The following is a 21,293-nucleotide window of genomic DNA, read 5'->3' as shown; positions in this document are numbered from 1 at the left end:
GACAGGCCCGAGTTGCCGCTCGCACGGGCGGTGGTCACCGTCACGTTGGCCGACGGCTGCTTGGACAGCTTCACCTCGTAGGTGCCCGACTTGCCCTGCTGAATACCCAGCTGGGTGGGCGTGGCGACCACCGTGGGCCCGGAGGCGACCATGATGCCGACCGGCGTGGACGACGCCGACGCGCCCAGGCTGTCGTAGGCCTTCGCAACAAGCGAATGACTGCCCACGGTCAAGCTTGAGGCCGAGAGCGAGTACGGCGCCGTCGTGTCCGTGCCCAGCAGCGTGGTGTCGTCGTAGAACTCGACCTTGCTGATCGTCGCGTTGTCCGCGGCCGCGGCGGTGGCCGCGAGCGGGACCGCGTCGCCCTGTGAGTAGACGGCGCCTGCCACCGGGCTGGTCAGCACGGTGATGGGGGGTTGGTGGGCACCGGTGCAACTGGTGCCGTTGATCGCGAAGTTCGTCGGGGCGGCATTGGAGCCGCTGTAGCTGAACTGCGCACCGGTACTGACGGCGGCTCCGGCGGCGATCCGCCCGTTGTAGCCGGCGTCCTTCACGGTGACGGCCTGGCCCGACTGGGACCAGGTGCCGTTCCAGCCGTTGCTCAGTTTCTGGTTGCCCGCGTAGCTGTACGTCAGGGTCCAGCCGTCGATGACGTCCGTCCCGCGGTTGGTGATCGTCAGATCCGCGGTGAAGCCGGAACCCCAGTCGTTCGTCTTGTAGTCGACACTGCACTGAACTGCGGCCGCCTGGGCAGGGGCCGAACCCGTGGCCAGCAGCGACAGGGGCAGGGCTAAAGCGGTTGCCGCGGCGGTCCACACCCGCCGAACGGCTCTGGATTTGCGTCCGGGATCCATGAACTGGTTCCTCCTAGCGGCTTGCGGCTCGGGGAAGGACAAGTCTTGGCCAGTGGGAGCGCTCCCATCATGGGGATGCGGTAGGTGGCGGTCAAGACGCTTGAAGAGTCGAAGGCGCAAAACGGTTTAGTTCAAAGAAAGTTCAGCGGTACCTCTGGGCATGCGCGCCACTCGGCGCTACCTTCCTTCACACCCAGTGGGAGCGGTTCCATTCAGGCGGCGCACCGGTCACGGCGCGCTCAACTGCAAGGAGTCGCTCATGCGACACCCCCCACCTTCGTTACTTTCAACCGCTGCAGGCGCCGACACGCTCGTCGTCACCGCGGTCGACCCGATGGTCTCGGCCCAGGGAACAACGCGTCCGTGGGCGAGGGAGCACACCGTCGACGACCAGTGGGACAACGGCTTCCATGGATCAGCGAGAAGTACCGACGGGTCCGCCGCGCCGCACAGGCGGACACCGCCGCTCGACCTCGGCCGACGGTCGGAAGCTCACCCAGGACCGGAACGCCGCCTTGTCCCGGTCCGGCATGACGGTGACCGCCACGACCACGGGCTCCGAGCCGACCGGCGGCCAGGAGCGCCGTACCCGACGACCTGCGGTTCGCGGACGCGCGGAAGTACTGGCGGCCCGGTAACACGGCGGTGTCTGCCCACCGCCCCGGCGGGCAATCCGGTCGCGCCCGGCACGCCCACAGCTTCAACACCTGCACCGACATCTGCACCGACGAGAGCCGGCGGACGTTCATGCTCGCTTCCGCCGCTGCGCAAGTGCCTGTGCCGGCTGGGGAGATAGGTGCGAGCGCCTCCTCGCACGGCGTCGCCGACCAGGTCATGGAGTGGTTCGGCGACCGCAGTCCGTCCCACCTCGCCTGGAGCGGGAACGCCCGGACACTGCGCCTGCGGCCCGCCCCCGGTCTCGAACCACCACGGTAAGCCCACCCCCTCTGCAACGGACCGCGCGACCGCCTGCGCGGCCGTGATCGGTAGAAAGATCTCGAAGGAGAAGGAACCCACACTCATGAGTCGCACCAGGACCTCACTGCTCGCCGCCCTCGCGCTGCTCACCGGAAGCTCAGGTGCTGCGCTCTTCACGGCACCGGCCGGTGCCGCCACCGCCTCCGTACCCTGCACGGTGGACTACAAGGTGCAGAACCAGTGGGACACCGGCTTCACTGCCGCCGTCACCATCACCAACAGCGCTGCCGCCAAGTCGGGTTGGTCGGTGAAGTGGTCGTACGCCGGCAATCAGAAGATCGCCAGCGGCTGGAACGCCAAGATGAGCCAGAGCGGGAGCACCGTCACCGCCACCAACGAGAGCTACAACGGCACGCTCGCCACCGGCGGTTCGGTCAGCTTCGGCTTCCAGGGCACCTACAGCGGCACCAACGCCGTCCCGGCCACGTTCACCCTCGACGGCGTGGCCTGCAACGTCGATGACGGGAGCGGCTCGGGAGGCGGAGGGGACAACGGCGGGGGCGGCGGTGGCGACGGCAGTCGTGTCGCCAACCCCTACGTCGGAGCCAAGGCCTATGTGAACCCCGAGTGGTCGGCCAAGGCCGCGGCCGAGCCGGGCGGCAGCCGCATCTCCAACCAGCCCACCGCCGTCTGGCTCGACCGGATCGCCGCGATCAACGGCGTGAACGGCGGCATGGGTCTGCGGGACCACCTCGACGAGGCCCTGAAGCAGAAGGGCTCCGGCGAGCTCGTCATCCAGGTGGTCGTCTACGACCTCCCGGGTCGTGACTGCGCCGCCCTCGCTTCCAACGGCGAGCTGAAGCCCGACGAGATAGACAAGTACAAGACCCAGTACATCGACCCCATCACCTCGATCCTCTCCGACGCGAAGTATGCGTCCCTGAGGATCGCCACCATCATCGAACCCGACTCACTGCCCAACCTGGTCACCAACGCCGGCGGCACCCCCACCACCACCGACGCCTGCGTGACCATGAAGGCCAACGGCAACTACGAGAAGGGCGTCTCCTACGCCCTCGACAAGCTCGGTGCCGTCCCGAACGTCTACAACTACATCGACGCCGGCCACCATGGCTGGCTCGGCTGGGACAGCAACCTCGGCCCGGCCGTCCAGGAGTTCGCCAAGGTCGCCACGTCCAACGGCGCGAGCGTGAAAGACGTGACCGGGTTCATCGTCAACACCGCCAACTACAGCCCCGTGAAGGAGCCGCACCTGAAGATCACCGACACGGTCAACGGGCAAACCGTGCGTCAGTCGAAGTGGCTGGACTGGAACCAGTACGCGGACGAGCAGTCCTTCGCCCAGGCGCTGCGTGACAAGCTTGTCGCGGCCGGATTCGACCCTGGACTCGGCATGCTGATCGACACCTCCCGCAACGGCTGGGGCGGCACCGCCCGGCCCGCCGGCCCGGGACCGATGACCTCCGTGGACGACTACGTCAACGGCGGCCGCATCGACCGGCGCATCCACGCGGGCAACTGGTGCAACCAGAGCGGTGCGGGCATCGGCGAACGGCCCACCGCGGCTCCGGCCGCCGGTATCGACGCCTACGTGTGGGTCAAGCCGCCGGGGGAGTCGGACGGCTCCAGCGCCGCCGTCCCCAACGACGAGGGCAAGGGGTTCGACCGCATGTGCGACCCGACCTATGGCGGCAACCCCCGCAACGGCAACAATCCCACGGGGTCACTGCCGAACGCGCCCGTGGCGGGACACTGGTTCTCCGCCCAGTTCCGGCAACTGATGCAGAACGCCTACCCGCCGCTTCCGTAACCCCTTGACGCGGTGAGCGCCCGCCGGGGCTCGACCCCCTGAGGGCCGGGCCCCGGCGGATCGGGCTCCGTACCGGCAGCGCGGCTTGTCCGGACCGGCCGGCAGCCGCCGCGCCGCCGGTGGCATCAGCCGACAGCTCGGTGACCGCGCCGGTGCAGAGGTGCGCGGGGCTGACCCAGACGCCGAACCCGGCAGCACATGTGTGCGCTCATGGTTCTTGAGACGTTACAAGCAGGTACGACTGGCAGCTCCTGCACTGATGTCACGCCATCGTCATGATCCCTTTCACGTCTCGTTCTGCTGTGTGTGCGGCGCGGGTCCCGCTGCGGGGGCGTCAGTCCCGAGGGCCTGCGGGCCCGACGCTGCGCAGCAGCCGCTCACCGGAATCGCGGAGCTGGTCCTTGACCTCGTCGAGTCGGGACGTGAGCAGGGCGTGATCGCGTTTGCGCCAGGTGCCGGCGACCATCACCGCTTCGATGTTGGCGATGTCGGCGTGCAGGACCGTGGCGACCGGGTCGTGAGCCGGCCACAGGTTGAACGCCCGGGCGTCGACGGCGACCAGGTCGGCTTGCATGCCCACCTCGATCCGGCCCACCCGGTCGGCCAGGCCCAGTGCCTTCGCCCCTTCGACCGTGGCCCAGGCCAGTGCCTGCTTGGCGGTGAGCGAAGCAGTGTTGGCGTGCATGCCGGTCGTCTGCCGGTGTCGGGCGTGGTCCAGGCCGCGCTGGTGGGCCAGGGCGATGCGGGCTGCGGTGAGGAGCTTGCCGGGTACGGCGGTGTCGATGTCGGTACCCAGGGAGGGCGCCGCGTCCAGACGCAGCAGAGACCCGGTGATGGGTGTGCCGTGTCCTTGGCCCAGTTCGTTCTCCGGGGTGGTGGTGAAGGTGACGCCCGCTTCGACGAGCATCTTGAACCAGTCGTCGGGCAGGTCGATCCCGTGCACGATGTTGGTCAGAGGGCTGAACAGTCCGGCGGCGCGCACCGCTTCCCAGCCCGGTGCCGGTTCTCCGCCGCTCTGGTGCATCGACACGACGAGGCCGCGTTCCGAGCCGGCTCGGAAGTCGGCCACCGCTGTGCCGGGCGTGGAGTACTGCGGCCCCTGGAGCGCCATGCCCAGTGTCAGGAGGGCGTGGTCGCGGACCGGACCCTCGAGCAGCCGGTCGATCTCGGTGAGGGGGTGGGGGGTGTCCGGCGCACGGTAGGGCGTGCCGTGCAGGAAGACGGCGCGGACCCCTGCCTGGGCCAGTCCCTCGACGGCGGCGTCGGCGTGTTCGGGGGACAGGACGTTGTGACACCAGTCGCCGACGGTGGTCGTACCGCAGTTGAGCTGGTTCAGCGCGCCGGCGAGATTGCTGATGTGCATGTCGGCCGGGGTGTAGTGCCCGACGCACTCGCCGTGGAGGTGGGTGAGGTACTCCATCAGCGTCCAGTCGGCGCCCACGGAGCGCAAAGCGGTCTGCCAGGTGTGCAGGTGGGCGTTGACAAGGCCGGGGATGACGATGCGGCCGGAGAAGTCGACGACTTCGGCGTCGGGTGCCTCGATGTACTCACCGACGGCGGCGATACGGTCGCCGTCGACGAGGACGTCGGCGTGCTCGGCGTCGGGACGGCCCGGCGCCATCGTGATGACCTGCGCCCCGCGCAGCAGTGCGCGGCTCATGCCGTGGCCCCCCAACCGGGGGAGGTGCGGCTCTGCTGGGACATGGTGCGACTCCTTGCTCATGGCGTCATTGCCCGCGCGGCGGATTGTGTGGTGGCGAGGAAGTCCCGGGTGGCGATGTGGCCGATGTAGCCGTCGGGTCGGATCAGCAGCAGCGTGTCGCCGTTCAGGCCGTAAGCGCCCTTCAGCGTGTCCTCAGGGTCGGAAAGGGTGAGACCGTCGGCGGCGGTCGCCCCGACCGTCAGCCGCTTCAGCGGAGCGCCGGCCGTCGGCCAGGCGAGCACTTCGAGGTCGCGGGCGGCACCGGCGCCGTAGGCGATGGCGGTGAAGTGCGGCCCGCGGCAGACGTCGAACAGCCGGGCCCCGGTCCCGTCGGCGCGGAGGAGCTCGGCGTCCGGGGCGCGGTCACCCACGCGCAGCGTCGAGGTTCGCATGCCGTCGGCCGGCGCGAGCGGACCGCCGTAGTAGGTCAGGGCCAGCTGCTGCTCGTCCTTGCCCCGCTTCATGCTCGACGGGTCCAGCCTGGCGATGCCGCCCCACTTCTGCGTGGACAGGCCCAGGACCCCGGCGGCGATCGGCTGCCTTTCCGCCTCGTAGGTGTCCAGCAGCGCCCCGTTCGCTCCGGCGAGGACCTGACCGATTTTCCAGCCGAGGTTGTAGCCGTCCTGTATGCCGGTGTTCAGGCCCTGGGCGCCGGCCGGGGTGTGGACGTGCGCGGCGTCACCGATCAGGAAGACGCGTCCCCGGCCGTAGTTCTCCGCCAGGCGGATGTTGGGCCGGAACACCGACGTCCAGTGGATGTCGTGCAGTTGAATGCGCCGGTCGTGGGTGTGGGAGTGGATCCGCCGGAGGATGTCGTCCCGCTTCGCAGGTGGTTCCTCGTCAGGTCTGAGACGGAACATCCACTGGAACATGTCGCTGTGCGGGAGGGGGCAGGCGCCGATGAGGCGGCCGCCCCGGCCGGGCCACATGTGCCACCGGTTACGGGCCAGACCGGTCACCGAGGCGTCGACGAGCAGCACCCGGTCGCTCTCGTCCGTCGTCCCGAGGAACCCGATGCCGAGCTGCTTGCGCACCGCACTGGAACCGCCGTCCGCGCCTACGACGTACCGGGCGACAACCTCCTCCGTGCCGTCCGCGCCGGCCACCTCGGCGACCACCGTGTCCTCGTCCTGCGTCAGCTCGGTCAGTTCCCTGCCGAACTCGATCTCATGACCGAGCTCGCCGAGCCGGGCGTGCAGTGCGCGGTCCGTGCGGAACTGAGGGATCAGCCAGGTGTTCGGGTGCGGGACGTCCGGGGTCGCCTCCCTGTGGGGGAACATCTTCCAGGGCACGGCGAGAGGGCCCGCATGGAGCCCGAGCTTCGGGTAGCTGCTGCCGCCGGCCAGCACGTCGTGCAAGGCGCCGAGATCTTCGAGGACTTCGAGGCTGCGCGGCTGGACGCCCTTGGCGCGGGAGCCGTCGAAGGCATGGGGAGACTTGTCGACGATCCGTACGTCGAGTCCCCGCCGTGCGAGGTCGATCGCCACTGCAGAGCCCGAAGGGCCCGCACCGATGACCAGTACGTCGATGACCTGTGGGTTGTTCATGAGCCGAGCCTTTCGGCGTGTGCGGCCACGAACGGGGCGATCCGATCGGCGACGTGGCGAGGACGTTCGAATGGGGCCATGTGGCCACACCTGGGAATGACGTGATGTTCCTGGGCCTTCAGCAGTGCGCGAGCCGTGTTGAGGTGAGTCAGCGGCGTGACGTGGTCCTCATCGCCCCACAGGAGCAGCGTGGGAATGCCCAGTGCGCCCGTCTGCCGGAAGAGGTCGTCGCGGCCGGAGAACGGCAGGTGCTGCAGCGTGTCGAAAGCCGCGTACAGCGAACCCTCGAAGCGGAAGGCGTCGAGGACCATGTCCGTCAGTTTCGCGCCCAGCTCGGGGTCGCGGACGTTGTGTCCGAGGTGCCCCTGAAGTATCCGGCGGCCGCGCCGCCGGGCGACGACACCGGCCAGCAGATCGTTGCGCAGCAGCCGATGAGGGGAGGTCGGTCGTGGTTTCGCGAGACCGGCGGGTCCGACGATGGTGAGGGTGGACACCAGCGGGCGGTACCGGGCGGCGTGGGTCATGGCGACGAGTGCGCCCATGGAAGTGCCGACGAGGTGCAGCGGACGCGTGGTCAGGCCGAGCCGTTCGGTCAGCTCGGCCAGCTGTCGCACGAAGAGGGTTTCGTCGTAGCGCGCCCGCACCCGGTCCGAGTAACCGCGGCCGTACGCGCTGCAGGTCAGAGTCCGCAGCCCGCGGGCGTTGAGCTCGGCGACGAGGCCGTCCCAGTAGAAGAGCGGGATGGTCAGGCCGCCCGCCATCACGACCATCTCTCCCCCCTCGGGGCCCTTCAGCTCGTAGTGCGTGACGCCGTCGGAGAGTTCGACGAAACTGCCGCGCAGGGCTCGCCGTGATGCGGCGGAGAGCCGTCGGTCCTCGCCCTGTGCGACGAAGTACTTCATGGAACGGGCCTCCTTGGCCTCAGTGCCTGCGGGTGTCGGTGCCGGAACGGAGGAACCTCGCGATCGCGTCCGAGACCCACTGGGGCTCCTCTTCGGGCAGCAGGTGACCGCTGTGGGGGTGCACCGACTCTGCGGCGCCGGGGATGTCGCGGGTGAAGTGCTGGCCGTCGATGCCCGCGCTGCGCAGTACGAGCGTGGGTGTCGTGATGCGGGGGATCTGCGCGCTGCGGTCGGGCTGGTCGGTGTTGCAGAAGTCGACGAAGGCCGAGCGGTTGCCGGGTCGGTTCATGAGCTGGTGGGCGCGGTCCACCATGGCGTCGTCCACGATCGCCGAGTGTGGGCCGACGTTCGAGCGCAGGTTGCGCTCGATGGCACCGCGCGGCATCACCCGCCGCAACAGGGGGCGCAGCAGTGGGTTGCGGGTCAGGCGCATGCCTGCCGGCACCTCCTTCTCCGGGTACCCGGTGGCATTGACCAGCACCAGGCCGGTCAGTCGCTCCGGGTGGTCCAGGGCGAGGTTCCAGGCGATGTTGCCGCCCAGTGAATTGCCGGCCACCGCGTAGCGCGGAACGCCCAGTGCCTCCAGGAGGTCCGCCACCGTCGCGGCGTAGGTCGGGACGCGGTAGTCGCGGTCCTCGCGAGGCCCTGTCAGGCCGAACCCGGGCAGGTCGGGGCGGATGACGTCGAACGACTCCGACAGCAGGTCCGCCGCATGGTCGAAGTGCTGAAGCGACGAAGCGCTGCCGTGCAGCAGCACGAGCGCCGGACCGCGCCCGGCGCGTTTGTAGTGGATCCGCAATCCATCCACCGCGGCGAACCGGGAATCGGGCTGCGGCTCAGACCAGGTGCTCATAATGGATACACTGTTACCGAAAAGGTGATCGTGTCAAGTGCAAGCCTCCGGAAGTCACGGCCTCGCGGCCTGGATGTCGAGCGCGCGCCCGGTAGTGCCTCGCCGGGGTGGCGCCCGGAGCGGCGTGGGACGCTCATCCCCGCGTGGCGTCGGGCGGCGTCGGCCGGCGGTCAACCGGAGTGAAGGCGCTCTTGACGCCGTTGGCGAGGACCGCACCCGGGGCGCCGAGCTGGTCGGCGACCTGGAGGCCTGCCGCTGCCGAGTGGCGTACGGACTCGGCAGCTTCGGTCGGGAGTTGGGCGACGTAGTCGGGCAGGGCGGACCGGTAGTGGTTTCCCGCGATCGAACCCATGAGGGCGATGCCGGCCGCTGATCCGACCTCGCGGGCGGTGTCGTCCATGGAGGAGGTGACACCCTGCTGCGCCTTGGCAGTGGTGACCGCTCCGGCCACATCGTGCAACCGGAGACGGCGGGGTGCGCCCCACCACTTCGCGCGGCAGAGCATGGCGACGCAGAGGATGCCGACGCCCGCCACCCAGCCCTACCAGGTGTCGTGGTCGGGCGAGCAGCCCTGCGCGGCAACGACCGCGGGGAACGTCCGGCTGACGGCTACGGTCGCGATCGGTGTCGGCGTCTCCGGCTGCTCGGTTCCCCTCCGGCCGAGTTCGTCGCTCAGCGCGTAGGGGTGGCCGGTGCTGCGGTGTCAGGAAGGGGGCGCCGGGCGACCTCGTGAGCGTCGCCCGGTGGGACGCCCAGCATACGCAGCACCATCTCGGCGAGGTTGACTGCGGCCTGGTCACCGTCCAGGTCGGGGCGGGCGAACCTCAGCTCCACCAGGGAGAGCAGGGTTCCGCCGAGTGCGGACAGGGCGACCGCCGGGTCGACAGGGGTGAAGCGGCCGGAAGCCAAGCCGGCCTCGAGGTCGCGCAGCGCCCGCCGGGCCAGGCCGTTGTCCGAGTGGATGTGACCAAGGCCGCGGCGGCGCACGACCTGCATGAGCTCGGGCTGGGAGTCGGCCATGCGGGCGCTGAGCCTGAAGCCCGCGGCGACCAGTTCCGCCGGGTCGGTGATCCCCGTAAGGCGCTCGTCGAAGTTCTGGCCGAACTCCTCCAGGGCGTCCACCACAGCTGCTTCGAACAGCTCCGTCTTCGACTCGAAGTGGTTGTAGAAGGAGCCGAAACCGACATCCGCGCGCTCGGCGATCGCCTGGATGCTGGCGCTGGTGTCCCCGGTGTCGGCAAGGATCTGCCGGGCGGCGTGGATGAGCGCGCGACGGGTCTCGGCGCGGCGCCGCTCGAACCGGTTGCTGGGTGGGGCTGACCTAGGCATGCACAGAGTGTAGCCGTGGGGGCGATGGCGACAACAGCTCTGATGAATTCATCATTTTTCGCGGGCGAACCTCTTGACGACGATATGGTCAACCATGATGATTCCCTCATTATGCGACGCTGCTCGGAGGGCACCATGTCTGGAACACGCATCCACGGCGCTGATGTCAAGACCGCCCACCAGGACTTGCACAGTGAGCAGGGCGCTCTGCGGGGCGAGCATCCGGGCCGCTCCCGGAACCCCGTGGTCAAGGTGGCGGACCTGGCCTGGCTGGAGTTCGAGAAACCCGACCTGGACCGGGCGGAGGTCTTCGCTCGCGACTTCGGCTTCGGCATCGTCGCCCGTACCGAGCGGCAGTTGTGGCTGCGCGGCACCTTCGCCGGCTCGCCCTGCATGGTGATCCGGCGCGGAAGGACCTCCCGTTTCATCGGCCCCGCGTTCCGTGCGGCGGAGCGGGCCGACCTGGACCGGCTGGCGAGAGCCACCGGGTCCGATGTGCGGGACGCGGACGTGCCCGGTGGTGGCAAGGCGGTCGATCTGCTCGACCCGTCGGGTTTCCCGGTGCGCGTGGTGCACTGCGGCGTGCGGTTGTCGGCCCTGCCCGGGCAGCGGCCGCTGCTGCTCAACTTCGGTACCGATCACCGTCGTACGAACGCCGTGCAACGGCCTCCGCGCGAGCCCTCGCGGATCCAGCGGCTGGGACATCTGGTGCTGGAGACACGGGTGTTCGCGCAAGCGCTGGACTGGTATCTGGACACCCTCGGGATGATCGTGTCCGACTTCCAGTTCCTGGACGGGCAGCGCGAGCGCGGCCCGGTCATGGCGTTCATGCGCTGCGACCTGGGCAGCGTGCCGGCCGACCACCACACGCTGGCGATGCATCTGGGGCCGGGGACGGGCTATGTCCACTCCGCCTACCAGGTGACCGACCTGGACTCGATCGCCGCTGGCGGCGAGTACCTCAAAGAGCGCGGCTACCAACGCAGTTGGGGCATCGGGCGGCACATCCAGGGCAGTCAGCTGTTCGACTACTGGCGCGACCCCGACCGGTTCATGCTGGAGCACTTCGCCGACGGCGACCTGTTCTCGTGTGACGTCGAGCCCGGCTGGGCGCCCCTGTCGACCAGCGGGCTGGCCCAGTGGGGGCCGCCGGCCACACGCGACTTCCTCGGGGCGAGCCCGTCCCCGCAGCGGGTCCGCGACGTCATCGAGGCCCTGCGCGGTGACAACGACATGGACCCGGCGCGCCTGTTCGGCCTGCTCAAGGCCGCCAGGTCCTGAACCCCCAACCCTCTCACAGAAGGCACTGACATGAGCACGAACGTCCTGCGCACCGCCGACGGCTGGTGGGTGGTCCGCGGCGAGCGGGCCGCCCCCGTCGGCACCAAGGCCGCCACCACCGCCGAGCTGCTGGCCGACCGTGACGCCGTACGCGAGGCGGCACGGTCGGACGACGCGGGCACGCCCATCGCCGACTTGGCCGCCCTCTCGCCGGTCACCACCCCCTGCCGGGTGGTCGCCCAGATGGTCAACTACCGCAGCCACGCCCGCGATTCGGGCTTCACCGGCGACATCCCGCCCGCCTTCTTCCGCAAGGCTTCCGGCTCGGTCAGTGGCCCCGGTGAGGCCGTCGTCAGCCCCTCCCACGTCAAGTTCCTCGACTACGAGATCGAACTCGGCCTGGTCATGGGCGCGCCGCTGCCCGTCGGCACCATGGTCGAGGAGCGGGACCTGCCGACGTACGTCGCCGGGCTCGTGATCACCAACGACATCAGCGCCCGTGACGTGCAGCTGACCAAGACGCAGTTCTACGAGAGCAAGTCGTATCCCACCTTCACCCCGACCGGCCCGTACCTGGCACTGCTGGAGCCGGAGGACTTCGCCCATCTCCTCGATCTGCGGCTGAAGCTGTCCGTCAACGGCGAACTGCGCCAGGACCGCACCCTCGCCGACATGATCGTTCGCCCGGCCCAGGCCCTGACCCTGCTGGCCCGCTTCCAGACCCTCGCCCCCGGTGACCTGCTGCTGACCGGCACCCCCGGCGGCACGGCCCTCAAGGCCCCGCCCAAGCCGGTCGAGAAGATCGGGGCGCTGCTGCCTCCCGCCATGAAGTGGAAGGCGTTCTTCAGGTCCCAGGCGAAGAACCCGCACTACCTGCACGCGGGCGACGTGATGACCGCGACGATCGCGACCCCCGACGGCCGGATCGACCTCGGCGAGCAGCGAAACCCCGTCACGGACGCGACATGACACCCGAAGTGAGCCGCACATGACTCTTGGACGCACCAGGGCGGACGTGTCCGTGGTGATCATCGGCGCCGGACCGGTGGGCGTGACCGCCGCCCTCCTCCTCGCCCGGCGCGGAGTCCGCACCGTCGTCCTGGAACGCCACCAGGACGTCTACCCGCTCCCGCGCGCCGTCGCCGCCGACGACGAGGTCCGCAGGATCCTCCAGGCCGCGGGCGTGGAGGGGGAATTCACCGCGATCACCCGCCCGGCGAACGGGCTGCGGCTGCTGGACGCCCGGCACCGGGTGATGGCCGAGTTCCGCCGCAGCGAGCACGGCCTGCACGGCTACCCGCAGACCAGCATGTTCGACCAGCCCGAGCTCGAACGACTGCTGCGCGACGCCCTGGCCCGGCGCCCGGAGTGCGAGCTGCGGGGCGGCGTCGAGGTCACCGGTGTCGGCCCGGACACCGGCGGCCCCGTGCGTGTGACCTATCGCGACGAGTCCGGCGGCGAGCACCAGCTGTGGGCCGAGGCGGTCCTCGGCTGCGACGGCGCGAACAGCCTCACCCGTGAGGCCGTCGGCGCCGTCTGGGAGGACCTGCGCTTCGAGGAGTGCTGGAACGTCATCGACGTCCGCACGACAGCAGACGTCCGCTGCTGGGAGGGCGTCGACCAGGTGTGCGACCCGGACCGCCCGGCCACCTTCATGCGCGTCGGCGAGGACCGCTACCGTTGGGAGTTCCGGATGCGGGACGGCCAGGAGACGCTGCGCGGGCTGCTCGCCCCGTGGCTGCCGCCCTCGTACGACGGCGACTTCGAGATCATCCGCGAGACGCAGTACACCTTCCGGGCGCGCGTCGCGGACCGGTGGCGCAGCGGCCGGGTCTTCCTCCTTGGTGACGCCGCCCACCTGACCCCGCCGTTCATCGGACAGGGACTGTGTTCGGGGCTGCGGGACGCCTACAACCTCACCTGGAAGCTCGCCCGCGTCCTGGGCCAGGGCGGCGATGAACGGCTGCTGGACACCTACGAGAGCGAGCGCAAACCGCACGCCCGGCACGTGATCCGGCTCGCGGTCGCCATGGGCTGGGCCATGACCGGCGGCCAGGACGGTGCCGCCGCACTGCGCCGCAGACTCCTGGCCGTCGCCTGCCGCATCCCCGGCCTGACCACGGCGGTCCGCCGCGACCTCAGCCCGCCCCTGACCGCCGGGCCCCTCGTACGACGCCGTATCCGCAGGGGCCTCGCGGGAACCCTCTGCCCGCAGCCGTGGATCACCGCCGACGCACGGCCGATCCGCCTCGACGAACTGCTCGGCGACTCCTTCACCATCCTGACCGCCGCCGACCCCTGGCCTTCGCTGAACGCCCTCGCCCAGGCGCTCGGCACCCGGGCGATCCCCGTGACCGGTCTCGGCGACGACGGAACGCTCACCGCCTGGCTGCGCGCCGGCCGGGCCGAGGCCGTCCTGCTGCGCCCCGACCACGTCGTCATGGACATCGTCCCGGCAGGAGCCCGCACCTTCACCGACGTCGCCACCTGGTCAGCACTTCTGCACACGACGCACAGCCCCCTGCCACCCCGACGGACCGCCGGAAAAGCCTGCTGAGGAGCGCCACTCGATGACCGTGCCCGAACCCTTCTCGACTCCTGATCCGCAGGCCGTCGCGGACAGCCACATCATGGACTTCGCCCGCCACGTCGGGAGGGAAGGAGCCGACTACGCCGCCCTGCACCGCTGGTCGGTCACCGACCTGGAGGGCTTCTGGGCCGCGGTGTGGGAGTACTTCGACATCGACGCGGACACCCCCTACGAGCGCGTCCTCGCGGAGGAGCGGATGCCCGGTGCCCGCTGGTTCACCGGCGCCACCCTCAACTACGCCCACCACGCGCTGCGCAATCTCGCCGACGACGCCGTGGCGATCATCGCCCTCGACGAGACCGGCTCCTGCTATGAGGTGACCGCGAGACGTCTGCGCGCCGAAGTCGCCTCCGTCGCCGCCACCCTGCGCGACCTGGGCGTCGGCAAGGGCGACCGGGTCGTGGGCTACCTGCCCAACACCCCGCATGCCATCGTCGCGTTCCTCGCCACCGCGAGCCTGGGCGCCGTGTGGTCGGTGTGCGGACAGGACTACGCCCCCAAGGCCGCCGCCGACCGCTTCGCCCAGCTCGAACCCACCGTCCTGATCGCCACGGACGGCTACCTCTTCAACAACACCGCTCACGACCGCCGAGAGGCCACCCTCGAACTCGCCGCCGCACTGCCGACGTTGAAGGCGACGGTGCTGGTGGACCACTTGGGCCTCGCGTGGCCCTCGCAGGCGTATCCCTCGCTGGTCGTCCCGTGGGAGGACGCGGCCACCCGTACCGAAAAACTCGCCTCGACCCCCGTGCCATTCGACCACCCTCTGTGGGTCGTGTTCTCCTCCGGCACCACCGGCCTGCCCAAGGGCATCGTCCACGGCCATGGCGGCGTCCTGCTGGAGCACCTCAAGACCCTCGGCCTGCACTCAGACCTCGGCCCCGGCGACCGCCTCCTGTGGTACACCACCACCCACTGGATGATGTGGAACCTCGTCGCCTCCACCCTCCTGACCGGCGCCACCACCTGCACCTACGACGGCAGCCCGGCACCCCTCGCCCAGCCCGGCATCCTGTGGAAGCTGGCCGCCCGCCACCGGGTGACCGTCTTCGGCACCAGCCCTCAGTACCTGCTGGGCATGGCCAAGTTCGGCATCGACCCCTCGGTGCACGACCTGTCGTCGATCCGCGTGGTCGGCTGCACCGGCTCCGCCCTGCCCGCCTCCGCCTACCCCTGGGTCCGCGAGCACGTCGGCGACCATGTCCTCCTCGCATCCATCAGCGGCGGCACGGACGTCGTCTCGGGCTTCGCCGGCAGCGCACCCAACACCCCGGTGTGGGCGGGAGAGTTGTCGGCACCCCACCTGGGCGTGGCGCTGGCCGCATTCGACGCCGAGGGGTTCCCGGTGGTGGACCGGGTCGGCGAGCTGGTCGTCACCCGCCCGATGCCGTCCATGCCGCTGTACTTCTGGAACGACCCGGACGGCACCCGCTACCGCGACGCCTACTTCTCCTCGTACTCCGGCGTCTGGCGGCACGGCGACTGGATCACCTTCACCTCGCACGGCTCGGTGATCGTCCACGGCCGCTCCGACTCCACACTGAACCGCAACGGCGTACGCCTGGGCAGCGCCGGCATCCACGACATCGTCGAGCGCCTCCCCGAGATCACCGAAGCCCTCGTCATCGGCGCGGAGGAACCCGACGGCGGCTACTGGATGCCGCTGTTCGTGGTCCTCGCCGCCGGGGTGACCCTGGACGACTCGCTCCGGGAGCAGATCAAGGAGGCGATCCGGACCGGGGCCTCACCCCGCCACGTCCCCGACGAGATCCTCGAAGTCCCGGGCATCCCGCACACCCGCACCGGCAAGAAGCTCGAAGTCCCCGTCAAACGCCTCCTCCAGGGCACCCCGGTCGAACAGGTCGTCAACCCGGCCACCGTGGATGCCCCCACCCTCATCGACTACTACGCCCGCCTGGGCGCCGCACGCAAGGACCGACCGGCATGACCACCGCGCAGACCATCCTCGCCGTCGCACTGTCGCTGATCTTCATCCCCCTGGCGCTGGCGAAGGTCGCCGCGGTTCCGTTCATGCGCCAGGCGGCAGCCCACCTCGGCATGTCGCCGAACCTCTACCGCGTCATCGGCGTCCTGGAGGCGGCCGGAGCCGCAGGGCTCCTGCTCGGCCTGGCATCGGTCCCACTCGGGGTGGCCGCCGCTGCCGGGCTGACCGCGCTCATGGTGGCCGCCGCGGTGGTCCACCTGCGCCACGGCGACCCGCTCGCGCAGGCCCTGCCCGCCGTCGCACTGGCACTGATGGCGGTGGCGTACGCCGGGGTGGCGATCGCCGCCGGCTGACGGACCGGGGGACCGGCCGGAGGCGGGCAGCCGCCGGTTCCCGACGCCCCACGGGCCTCATGTGGGGCGTACCGTCGACAGTGTGGAGTACACGGCCGCATCCCTTCTGTCCCGTGTCGCCGGCGACATCGGGTCGAAGGCGGACGAGGTGATCGCCGATGTGGTGCGGTGCCTGCGGCGTGAGGTTCCCGAACTGTGGAGCAATCAGGATCTCGTCCGCATGACGTCCGAGAACGTCACCGAGCATGTCGTCGGCGTGCTGGCCGGCCTGGAACAGGGCATCGACCCGGGCGAGATGGATGCGCCGGCCGCCGAACTGGAACGCGCACGTCGACTGGCCCGTTACGGCACGCCGGTCACAGCACTGTTGCGTGCCTTCCGGCTCGGTCAGGGCGTAGTCCTGGACAGAATGCTTGCCGAGATGCCGCGGCTGACGAAGGACGCGGAGTTGGTCAGCGCGGCGTCGCGCCTCCTGTTCGTGATGGCGAACGGATACGTGGACGACGCGTCCGAGCAGGGCGTCACGGCGTTCCAGGAGGAGCGGGACCGGCGACTGCAGTGGCGTCTGTCCTTGGTCAACGAGGCCGGTCTGCGCATCGGGACCACTCTGGACATCGCTCGCACCACCCGGGAACTGGCAGACCTCGCCCTCGACCACTTCGCCGACCTGGTCACCGTCGACCTGCTCGACTCCGTGGTGCACGGGCACGGCACGTCGGCGCCGGGCTCCCTCGTACTGAACCGCGTCGCCCAGGCGTCGACGGCGCAAGGAGGTCAGGAGCCGACGATTCGGGTGGGGGAGCGCCACACCTGCCCGGACGGATCGGTCACGGCTCGCGCGCTGACCATCGGCCGGCCCTCCCGGCACACGGCGACGCCGACGGATCCGGCCGACGCCTTCGGCACCCGCCCTGCCCACTCGACGCTGGTGGTGCCGCTGAGCGCGCGCGGCGCCACTCTCGGCGTCGCGCGGTTCTGCCGTCACCGCAACCCCGTTCCCTTCGACGACGAGGATCTGTTCCTCGCCCAGGAGATCGCGGCCCGGGCGGCCGTGGCCATCGACAACGCCCGGCGCTACACACACGCCCGTGCCACAGCGCTCACTCTCCAGCGCAGTCTGCTCCCACGGCGTACGGCGGAGCAGGCCGCCGTCGAGGTCGCCTGCCGCTACCTGCCGGCCGGTGCCGAGGCCGGTGTGGGCGGCGACTGGTACGACGTGATCCCGCTGTCCGGTGCCCGGGTCGCCCTGGTGGTGGGCGACGTGGTCGGCCATGGCATCCATGCCGCGGCCACGATGGGACGCCTGCGGACCGCGGTCCGCACTCTCGCCGACATCGACCTGCCTCCCGAGGAACTGCTGACACACCTGGACGACGTCGTCATCCGTCTGTCCGCCGAAGCCTCGGCCGACCCGGACACCGAAACGGCCGGGGACATCGGCGCCACATGCCTGTACGCCGTCTACGACCCAGTCGACGGCCGCTGCTCCTTGGCCCGCGCGGGCCACGTGCTGCCCGCCATGGTGAGCGGCGACGGTACCGTCGATCTCCTGAACATGCCGCCCGGCCCGCCGCTGGGCCTGGGTGGCCTGCCGTTCGAGGCGGCGGAGATCGAGATGCCCCAGGGCAGCCTCCTGGCCCTGTACACCGACGGCCTGGTCGAAGCCCGCGACCGGGACATCGACTCAGGCCTGACCCTCCTCTGCCACGCCCTCGCACAGCCCTCCGCATCCCTGGAGGCCGCCTGTGACAACGTGCTCCAGGTCTTGCTGCCCGCAACAGGCCGACCCCACGACGACGTCGCCCTGCTGCTGGCCCGCACCCGTGCCCTCGGGGACGGCCAGGTCGCAGTCTGGGATGTGGACGCCGACCCGGCAGCCGTCGCCCGGGCCCGTTCGAGCGCTGCCCGGCAGCTGGCCACGTGGGGACTGGGGGACCTCGGCTTCATCGCCGAACTGGTGGTCAGCGAACTGGTCACCAACGCCATTCGCTATGGCCGGCCCCCCATCCGCCTGCGTCTCATCCGTGACTGCTCCCTCCTGTGCGAGGTGTCCGACGCCGGCAGCACCACCCCCCACCTGCGCCGGGCCCGCGCCTTCGACGAAGGCGGACGCGGCCTGCTGCTCGTCGCCCAGCTCACCGAACGTTGGGGGACGCGTCATGCTCGGCAGGGCAAGACGGTCTGGGCCGAGCTGGGCGAGGGGAATCACGCCGGGCCCTCGGAGCCGGCCTCCGTCCTGTAGCCGGCGCCGAGCGGGGCGAGCTGCGAGACCAGGAACCGGCCGCGGCATGCAGGAAAGAACCCGCAATTCTGATGAGTTCATCGTCTTCTTTGCCGTACCTCTTGACGGCACGTTCCATCAAGCTTGAGTATTTCGTCACTACGACGTTGCTGCGCTGACGGGGGCCCGTTTGCGCAACGCGATGAGGAGCGGGAACTTACCGAGGCCGCGCTCCCGTCAGCCGTCCACGGACCGGCCCGCCCCACGCCCACCGCCTTGCCCCGCTCTTTCACGGCTTCTTCAGGAGGGCTTCCTCATGCCCATGCGTACGGAGATTCCCGTCTACCACCCCGACCTGTACGCGGCGTCGGCCATCCGCGACACGTATCCGCACTACACCGCGCTGCGTGACCTCGGCCCTGTGGTCCGGCTCAGCAAGCACAAGGTTCACGCCCTGCCGCGCTACGCCGAATGCAAGCAGGTGCTGCTGGACGACGAGACCTTCGTCTCCTCGGGCGGCGTCGCCCTCAACCCTGTCGCCAACCGCGTGGGCCAGGGCACCACGCTGTGCAGTGACGGCGAGGAGCACGCCCGCCGCCGCTCCCTCCTCGCGCACCGCCTGACCCCCAGGGCACTGCGCAGGATGAAGGACACGGTCGAGCAGCAGGCGGCCGCCGTGGTCGCGGCAGCCGTCGCCCGGCGGACGGTCGACGCGGTGGAGGTCGCCACGGCGCTGCCGATGTCGGTCGTCCCCGACTTGGTCGGCTGGCCCCAGCAGGGCCGTGAGCACCTGCTGCGCTGGGCCGGCGCCACCTTCGACGCGCTGGGCCCGCTCAATCGCCAGGCGGTCCGCACACTTCCTGCGTCCCTCGGCATGCTGCGCTACGCGCGCGGTGTCGTGCGTGACCGGTCCGTGCTGGACGGCAGCATGGGGCACGACCTGCTGCGCGCGTCCGAGGAGGGCCGGATCATGCCGGCCGAGTGCGCCACCATGATGATCGATTACCTGGCGCCGTCCCTGGACACAACGATCAGCGCCATAGCCAGCGCTCTGCACCTGTTCGCCACCCATCCCGAACAGTGGCGTCTGCTGAAGGCGGACCCCGGCCTCGTCCCGAAGGCGGTCAACGAGGTCGTCCGCTATGAATCCCCGATCCGCGCCTTCTCCCGCACCGCCGCCCGCGACACGGAACTGGAGGGCGTCCCCCTTCCCAAGGGCTCCCGGGTGCTGGTCCTCTACGGCTCCGCAAACCGCGACCCGCTGGAGTGGGACGACCCGGACACGTTCGACATCCGCCGTGACGCCGCCCGCCAACTCGGTTTCGGGCAGGGCACCCACGGCTGCGCGGGCCAGGGGCTGGCCCGCATGGAGACCTCCGCGATCCTCCACGCCCTGGTCGAACGCGTCGACCGCATCGAGGCCACCGGCCCACCCGAGTGGGCCCTGAACAACATCATCCACCGCCTCGAGCGCCTGCCGCTCGAACTCATCCCGGCCTGAGCCCCGCCGCTCGCCCTCTCGAGGACTGTTGAGGACAGCACCATGAAGATCTCCGTCGACCATCCACGCTGCGAAGGCCACGGCCTGTGCGCCGACCAGGCTCCCGACATCTTCAGCCTGGACGACGACGCCGAACTCACCTACCACTTCGAGGGCGCCGAAGTCCCCGACGAGCATCAACTCGCCGCCCGCGCGGCCGTCAACGCCTGCCCGGTCGCCGCGCTGCGAGTCCTGTCGTGACCGCACGGCGCTCGGTGCTCATTGTCGGCGAATCACTCGCCGGTATCACCGCAGCCCGCCACCTGCGCACCCTCGGACACACCGGGCCCCTCACGATCATCGGCGCGGAAGAACACGGCGCCTACTCCCGCCCGCCTCTGTCCAAAGCCGTCCTGAAAGACCCGGCCGCTGACGACACCCTCGGTCTGGCCCTGGACGGCATCGACGCCGAGGTTGTCCGCTCGCCCGCCGTCACCGCCGACACCCGGCGCCGCACCGTCACAACCGCCGACGGCCGTCAGACCGGCTACGACGCGCTGATCGTCGCCACCGGCGCGGACGCCCGCCGGCTCGCCGCCCCCCGGCAGCGGGGCGAACTCGTCCTGCGCACACTGGACGACGCCCGCCTGCTCCGCGCTCGCCTGGCGAACGCCAGCTCGGCGATCGTGATCGGCGCCGGATTCCTCGGCATGGAGGTGGCCAGCGCCTGCGCCGCCCGCGGCATCCCGGTCACCGTCGTGGACGCCGACCAACCGCTGGAACGCATCCTCGGCGGCTGTCTGGCGGACGCGATCACCGCACGCGCTGCGGCGTACGGAATCCGCTTCGTGCAGGCCACCGGCTTCGCCACCCTGACCGGCGACCCCGTGGGCGGAGTGGCGCTCCCCGACGGCACCGAACTCACCGCGGATCTGGTGGTCACCTGCGCCGGAGAACTACCCTGCGTCAGCTGGCTGGCGGGGACGGGCCTCGCCGACCGCCTCGGAGTGGGCATCGACCATGCCTGCGCCACCACCGCGCCCGGTGTGTTCGCCGCCGGTGACGTCACCTACCTCCGCGGGGACGGCACACGGCCCGACCGGCGTGCGCCCTTCTGGTCCAACGCCGTCGCCCAGGGCAGGACGGCGGCGGCCTCCGCCCTCGGTCTCCCTGCGCCGGGACCGCCGAACGACGACTACTTCTGGACCGAGATCGCCGGTCTCGCAGTCAAGGTCGTCGGCCCTCTGCCGCTCATCGGCGAACCCACCTCGGTGCAGGGCAGCGTGACCGACGGCCGCGCGCTGCTGACCTGGAGCCATGCCGACGGAACGTCGACGGTGGTCGCCTACGGACTGCGCAAACCGGTCGCCGCGCTACGGGCCTTGGCCGCCACGTCTTCGCCGCCGTCACCATGACGGCGGCGGGTGAGCGGCACCACGTAAGAGTGCCGCGGGGTGGTTTTGCGGGCGAGCGCGAGCGGCAGCACG

17 protein-coding genes and 1 pseudogene are annotated in these 21,293 nt (G+C 70.4%); 11 read left to right on the top strand and 7 right to left on the bottom strand.

Going from position 1 to position 21,293, the window contains the following annotated elements; all coding sequences use genetic code 11:
• The coding region (locus tag AB0B29_RS36805) for a cellulose-binding domain-containing protein (RefSeq protein ID WP_362246952.1) at positions 1-854 on the bottom strand (854 nt) is incomplete at its 3' end.
• Between the two features lie 771 nt (positions 855-1,625).
• Between AB0B29_RS36805 and AB0B29_RS36800 the strand changes: the two genes are divergently transcribed.
• Complete coding sequence (locus tag AB0B29_RS36800; RefSeq protein ID WP_362246950.1) at positions 1,626-1,790, top strand: hypothetical protein; 165 nt, start codon at positions 1,626-1,628, stop codon at positions 1,788-1,790.
• 85 nt (positions 1,791-1,875) lie between these two features.
• Positions 1,876-3,603 carry a glycoside hydrolase family 6 protein gene (locus AB0B29_RS36795; RefSeq protein ID WP_362246948.1) on the top strand — a complete coding sequence of 576 codons (1,728 nt, stop codon included), beginning with the start codon at positions 1,876-1,878 and terminating at the stop codon, positions 3,601-3,603.
• Positions 3,604-3,937: 334 nt separating this feature from the next.
• Here AB0B29_RS36795 and AB0B29_RS36790 read toward each other — a convergent pair whose 3' ends face one another.
• From AB0B29_RS36790 to AB0B29_RS36765, 6 genes are all read right to left on the bottom strand, one after another.
• Positions 3,938-5,263 (bottom strand): amidohydrolase family protein, encoded by a 1,326-nt coding sequence (locus AB0B29_RS36790; RefSeq protein WP_362246946.1) that lies wholly within the window; start codon positions 5,261-5,263, stop codon positions 3,938-3,940.
• Positions 5,264-5,322: 59 nt separating this feature from the next.
• Positions 5,323-6,852 carry an FAD-dependent oxidoreductase gene (locus AB0B29_RS36785; protein ID WP_362246944.1) on the bottom strand — a complete coding sequence of 510 codons (1,530 nt, stop codon included), beginning with the start codon at positions 6,850-6,852 and terminating at the stop codon, positions 5,323-5,325.
• The gene (locus tag AB0B29_RS36780; RefSeq protein WP_362246942.1) at positions 6,849-7,754 is read right to left on the bottom strand and encodes an alpha/beta fold hydrolase; all 906 of its coding nucleotides are present in this window, start codon (positions 7,752-7,754) and stop codon (positions 6,849-6,851) included. The genes AB0B29_RS36785 and AB0B29_RS36780 overlap by 4 nt, the downstream gene beginning before the upstream one ends.
• A gap of 19 nt (positions 7,755-7,773) precedes the next feature.
• Complete coding sequence (locus AB0B29_RS36775; RefSeq protein WP_362246940.1) at positions 7,774-8,607, bottom strand: alpha/beta fold hydrolase; 834 nt, start codon at positions 8,605-8,607, stop codon at positions 7,774-7,776.
• Positions 8,608-8,740: 133 nt separating this feature from the next.
• Positions 8,741-9,142, bottom strand: coding sequence for a hypothetical protein (locus AB0B29_RS36770; RefSeq protein ID WP_362246938.1), 402 nt, complete (start codon positions 9,140-9,142; stop codon positions 8,741-8,743).
• Between the two features lie 137 nt (positions 9,143-9,279).
• On the bottom strand, positions 9,280-9,936 hold the full coding sequence (locus AB0B29_RS36765; RefSeq protein ID WP_362246936.1) for a TetR/AcrR family transcriptional regulator: 657 nt from the start codon (positions 9,934-9,936) through the stop codon (positions 9,280-9,282).
• A gap of 135 nt (positions 9,937-10,071) precedes the next feature.
• Between AB0B29_RS36765 and AB0B29_RS36760 the strand changes: the two genes are divergently transcribed.
• From AB0B29_RS36760 to AB0B29_RS36720, 9 genes and pseudogenes are all read left to right on the top strand, one after another.
• On the top strand, positions 10,072-11,217 hold the full coding sequence (locus AB0B29_RS36760; protein ID WP_362246934.1) for a VOC family protein: 1,146 nt from the start codon (positions 10,072-10,074) through the stop codon (positions 11,215-11,217).
• Between the two features lie 30 nt (positions 11,218-11,247).
• A complete protein-coding gene (locus AB0B29_RS36755; protein ID WP_362246932.1) occupies positions 11,248-12,186 on the top strand; it encodes a fumarylacetoacetate hydrolase family protein in 939 nt (312 codons plus the stop codon).
• A 19-nt stretch (positions 12,187-12,205) separates the two neighbouring features.
• Positions 12,206-13,791, top strand: a pseudogene (locus AB0B29_RS36750) (bifunctional 3-(3-hydroxy-phenyl)propionate/3-hydroxycinnamic acid hydroxylase).
• The gene (locus AB0B29_RS36745) at positions 13,788-15,755 is read left to right on the top strand and encodes an acetoacetate--CoA ligase (protein ID WP_362246928.1); all 1,968 of its coding nucleotides are present in this window, start codon (positions 13,788-13,790) and stop codon (positions 15,753-15,755) included. The pseudogene AB0B29_RS36750 and the gene AB0B29_RS36745 overlap by 4 nt, the downstream one beginning before the upstream one ends.
• Positions 15,752-16,105: a DoxX family protein gene (locus AB0B29_RS36740; protein WP_362246926.1), complete on the top strand. Its 354-nt coding sequence runs from the start codon at positions 15,752-15,754 to the stop codon at positions 16,103-16,105. Before AB0B29_RS36745 ends, AB0B29_RS36740 begins: the two co-directional genes overlap by 4 nt.
• Positions 16,106-16,187: 82 nt before the next feature.
• Positions 16,188-18,347 carry a SpoIIE family protein phosphatase gene (locus AB0B29_RS36735; RefSeq protein ID WP_362246924.1) on the top strand — a complete coding sequence of 720 codons (2,160 nt, stop codon included), beginning with the start codon at positions 16,188-16,190 and terminating at the stop codon, positions 18,345-18,347.
• A 295-nt stretch (positions 18,348-18,642) separates the two neighbouring features.
• Positions 18,643-19,827, top strand: coding sequence for a cytochrome P450 (locus tag AB0B29_RS36730; RefSeq protein WP_362246922.1), 1,185 nt, complete (start codon positions 18,643-18,645; stop codon positions 19,825-19,827).
• A gap of 42 nt (positions 19,828-19,869) precedes the next feature.
• Positions 19,870-20,067, top strand: coding sequence for a ferredoxin (locus AB0B29_RS36725; protein WP_362246920.1), 198 nt, complete (start codon positions 19,870-19,872; stop codon positions 20,065-20,067).
• Entirely contained in the window at positions 20,064-21,221 is a 1,158-nt protein-coding gene (locus AB0B29_RS36720) for an NAD(P)/FAD-dependent oxidoreductase (RefSeq protein WP_362246918.1), read from the top strand. Before AB0B29_RS36725 ends, AB0B29_RS36720 begins: the two co-directional genes overlap by 4 nt.
• The last annotated feature ends 72 nt before the right edge of the window (positions 21,222-21,293 follow it).

This window comes from Streptomyces tibetensis (genome assembly GCF_040647715.1).
Taxonomy (GTDB): Bacteria; Actinomycetota; Actinomycetes; order Streptomycetales; family Streptomycetaceae; genus Streptomyces; species Streptomyces tibetensis_A.
Note: the sequence above shows the minus strand (reverse complement) of the source record. Positions and strands in the feature narration are given on the sequence as shown.

Excerpts from the sequence above, each read along its gene's own strand:
- AB0B29_RS36795 (WP_362246948.1), top strand. The coding sequence starts at position 1,876 with ATGAGTCGCACCAGGACCTCACTGCTCGCCGCCCTCGCGCTGCTCACC.
- AB0B29_RS36790 (WP_362246946.1), bottom strand. The coding sequence starts at position 5,263 with ATGAGCCGCGCACTGCTGCGCGGGGCGCAGGTCATCACGATGGCGCCG.
- AB0B29_RS36785 (WP_362246944.1), bottom strand. The coding sequence starts at position 6,852 with ATGAACAACCCACAGGTCATCGACGTACTGGTCATCGGTGCGGGCCCT.
- AB0B29_RS36780 (WP_362246942.1), bottom strand. The coding sequence starts at position 7,754 with ATGAAGTACTTCGTCGCACAGGGCGAGGACCGACGGCTCTCCGCCGCA.
- AB0B29_RS36775 (WP_362246940.1), bottom strand. The coding sequence starts at position 8,607 with ATGAGCACCTGGTCTGAGCCGCAGCCCGATTCCCGGTTCGCCGCGGTG.
- AB0B29_RS36765 (WP_362246936.1), bottom strand. The coding sequence starts at position 9,936 with ATGCCTAGGTCAGCCCCACCCAGCAACCGGTTCGAGCGGCGCCGCGCC.
- AB0B29_RS36760 (WP_362246934.1), top strand. The coding sequence starts at position 10,072 with ATGTCTGGAACACGCATCCACGGCGCTGATGTCAAGACCGCCCACCAG.
- AB0B29_RS36755 (WP_362246932.1), top strand. The coding sequence starts at position 11,248 with ATGAGCACGAACGTCCTGCGCACCGCCGACGGCTGGTGGGTGGTCCGC.
- AB0B29_RS36745 (WP_362246928.1), top strand. The coding sequence starts at position 13,788 with ATGACCGTGCCCGAACCCTTCTCGACTCCTGATCCGCAGGCCGTCGCG.
- AB0B29_RS36740 (WP_362246926.1), top strand. The coding sequence starts at position 15,752 with ATGACCACCGCGCAGACCATCCTCGCCGTCGCACTGTCGCTGATCTTC.
- AB0B29_RS36730 (WP_362246922.1), top strand. The coding sequence starts at position 18,643 with ATGCCCATGCGTACGGAGATTCCCGTCTACCACCCCGACCTGTACGCG.
- AB0B29_RS36725 (WP_362246920.1), top strand. The coding sequence starts at position 19,870 with ATGAAGATCTCCGTCGACCATCCACGCTGCGAAGGCCACGGCCTGTGC.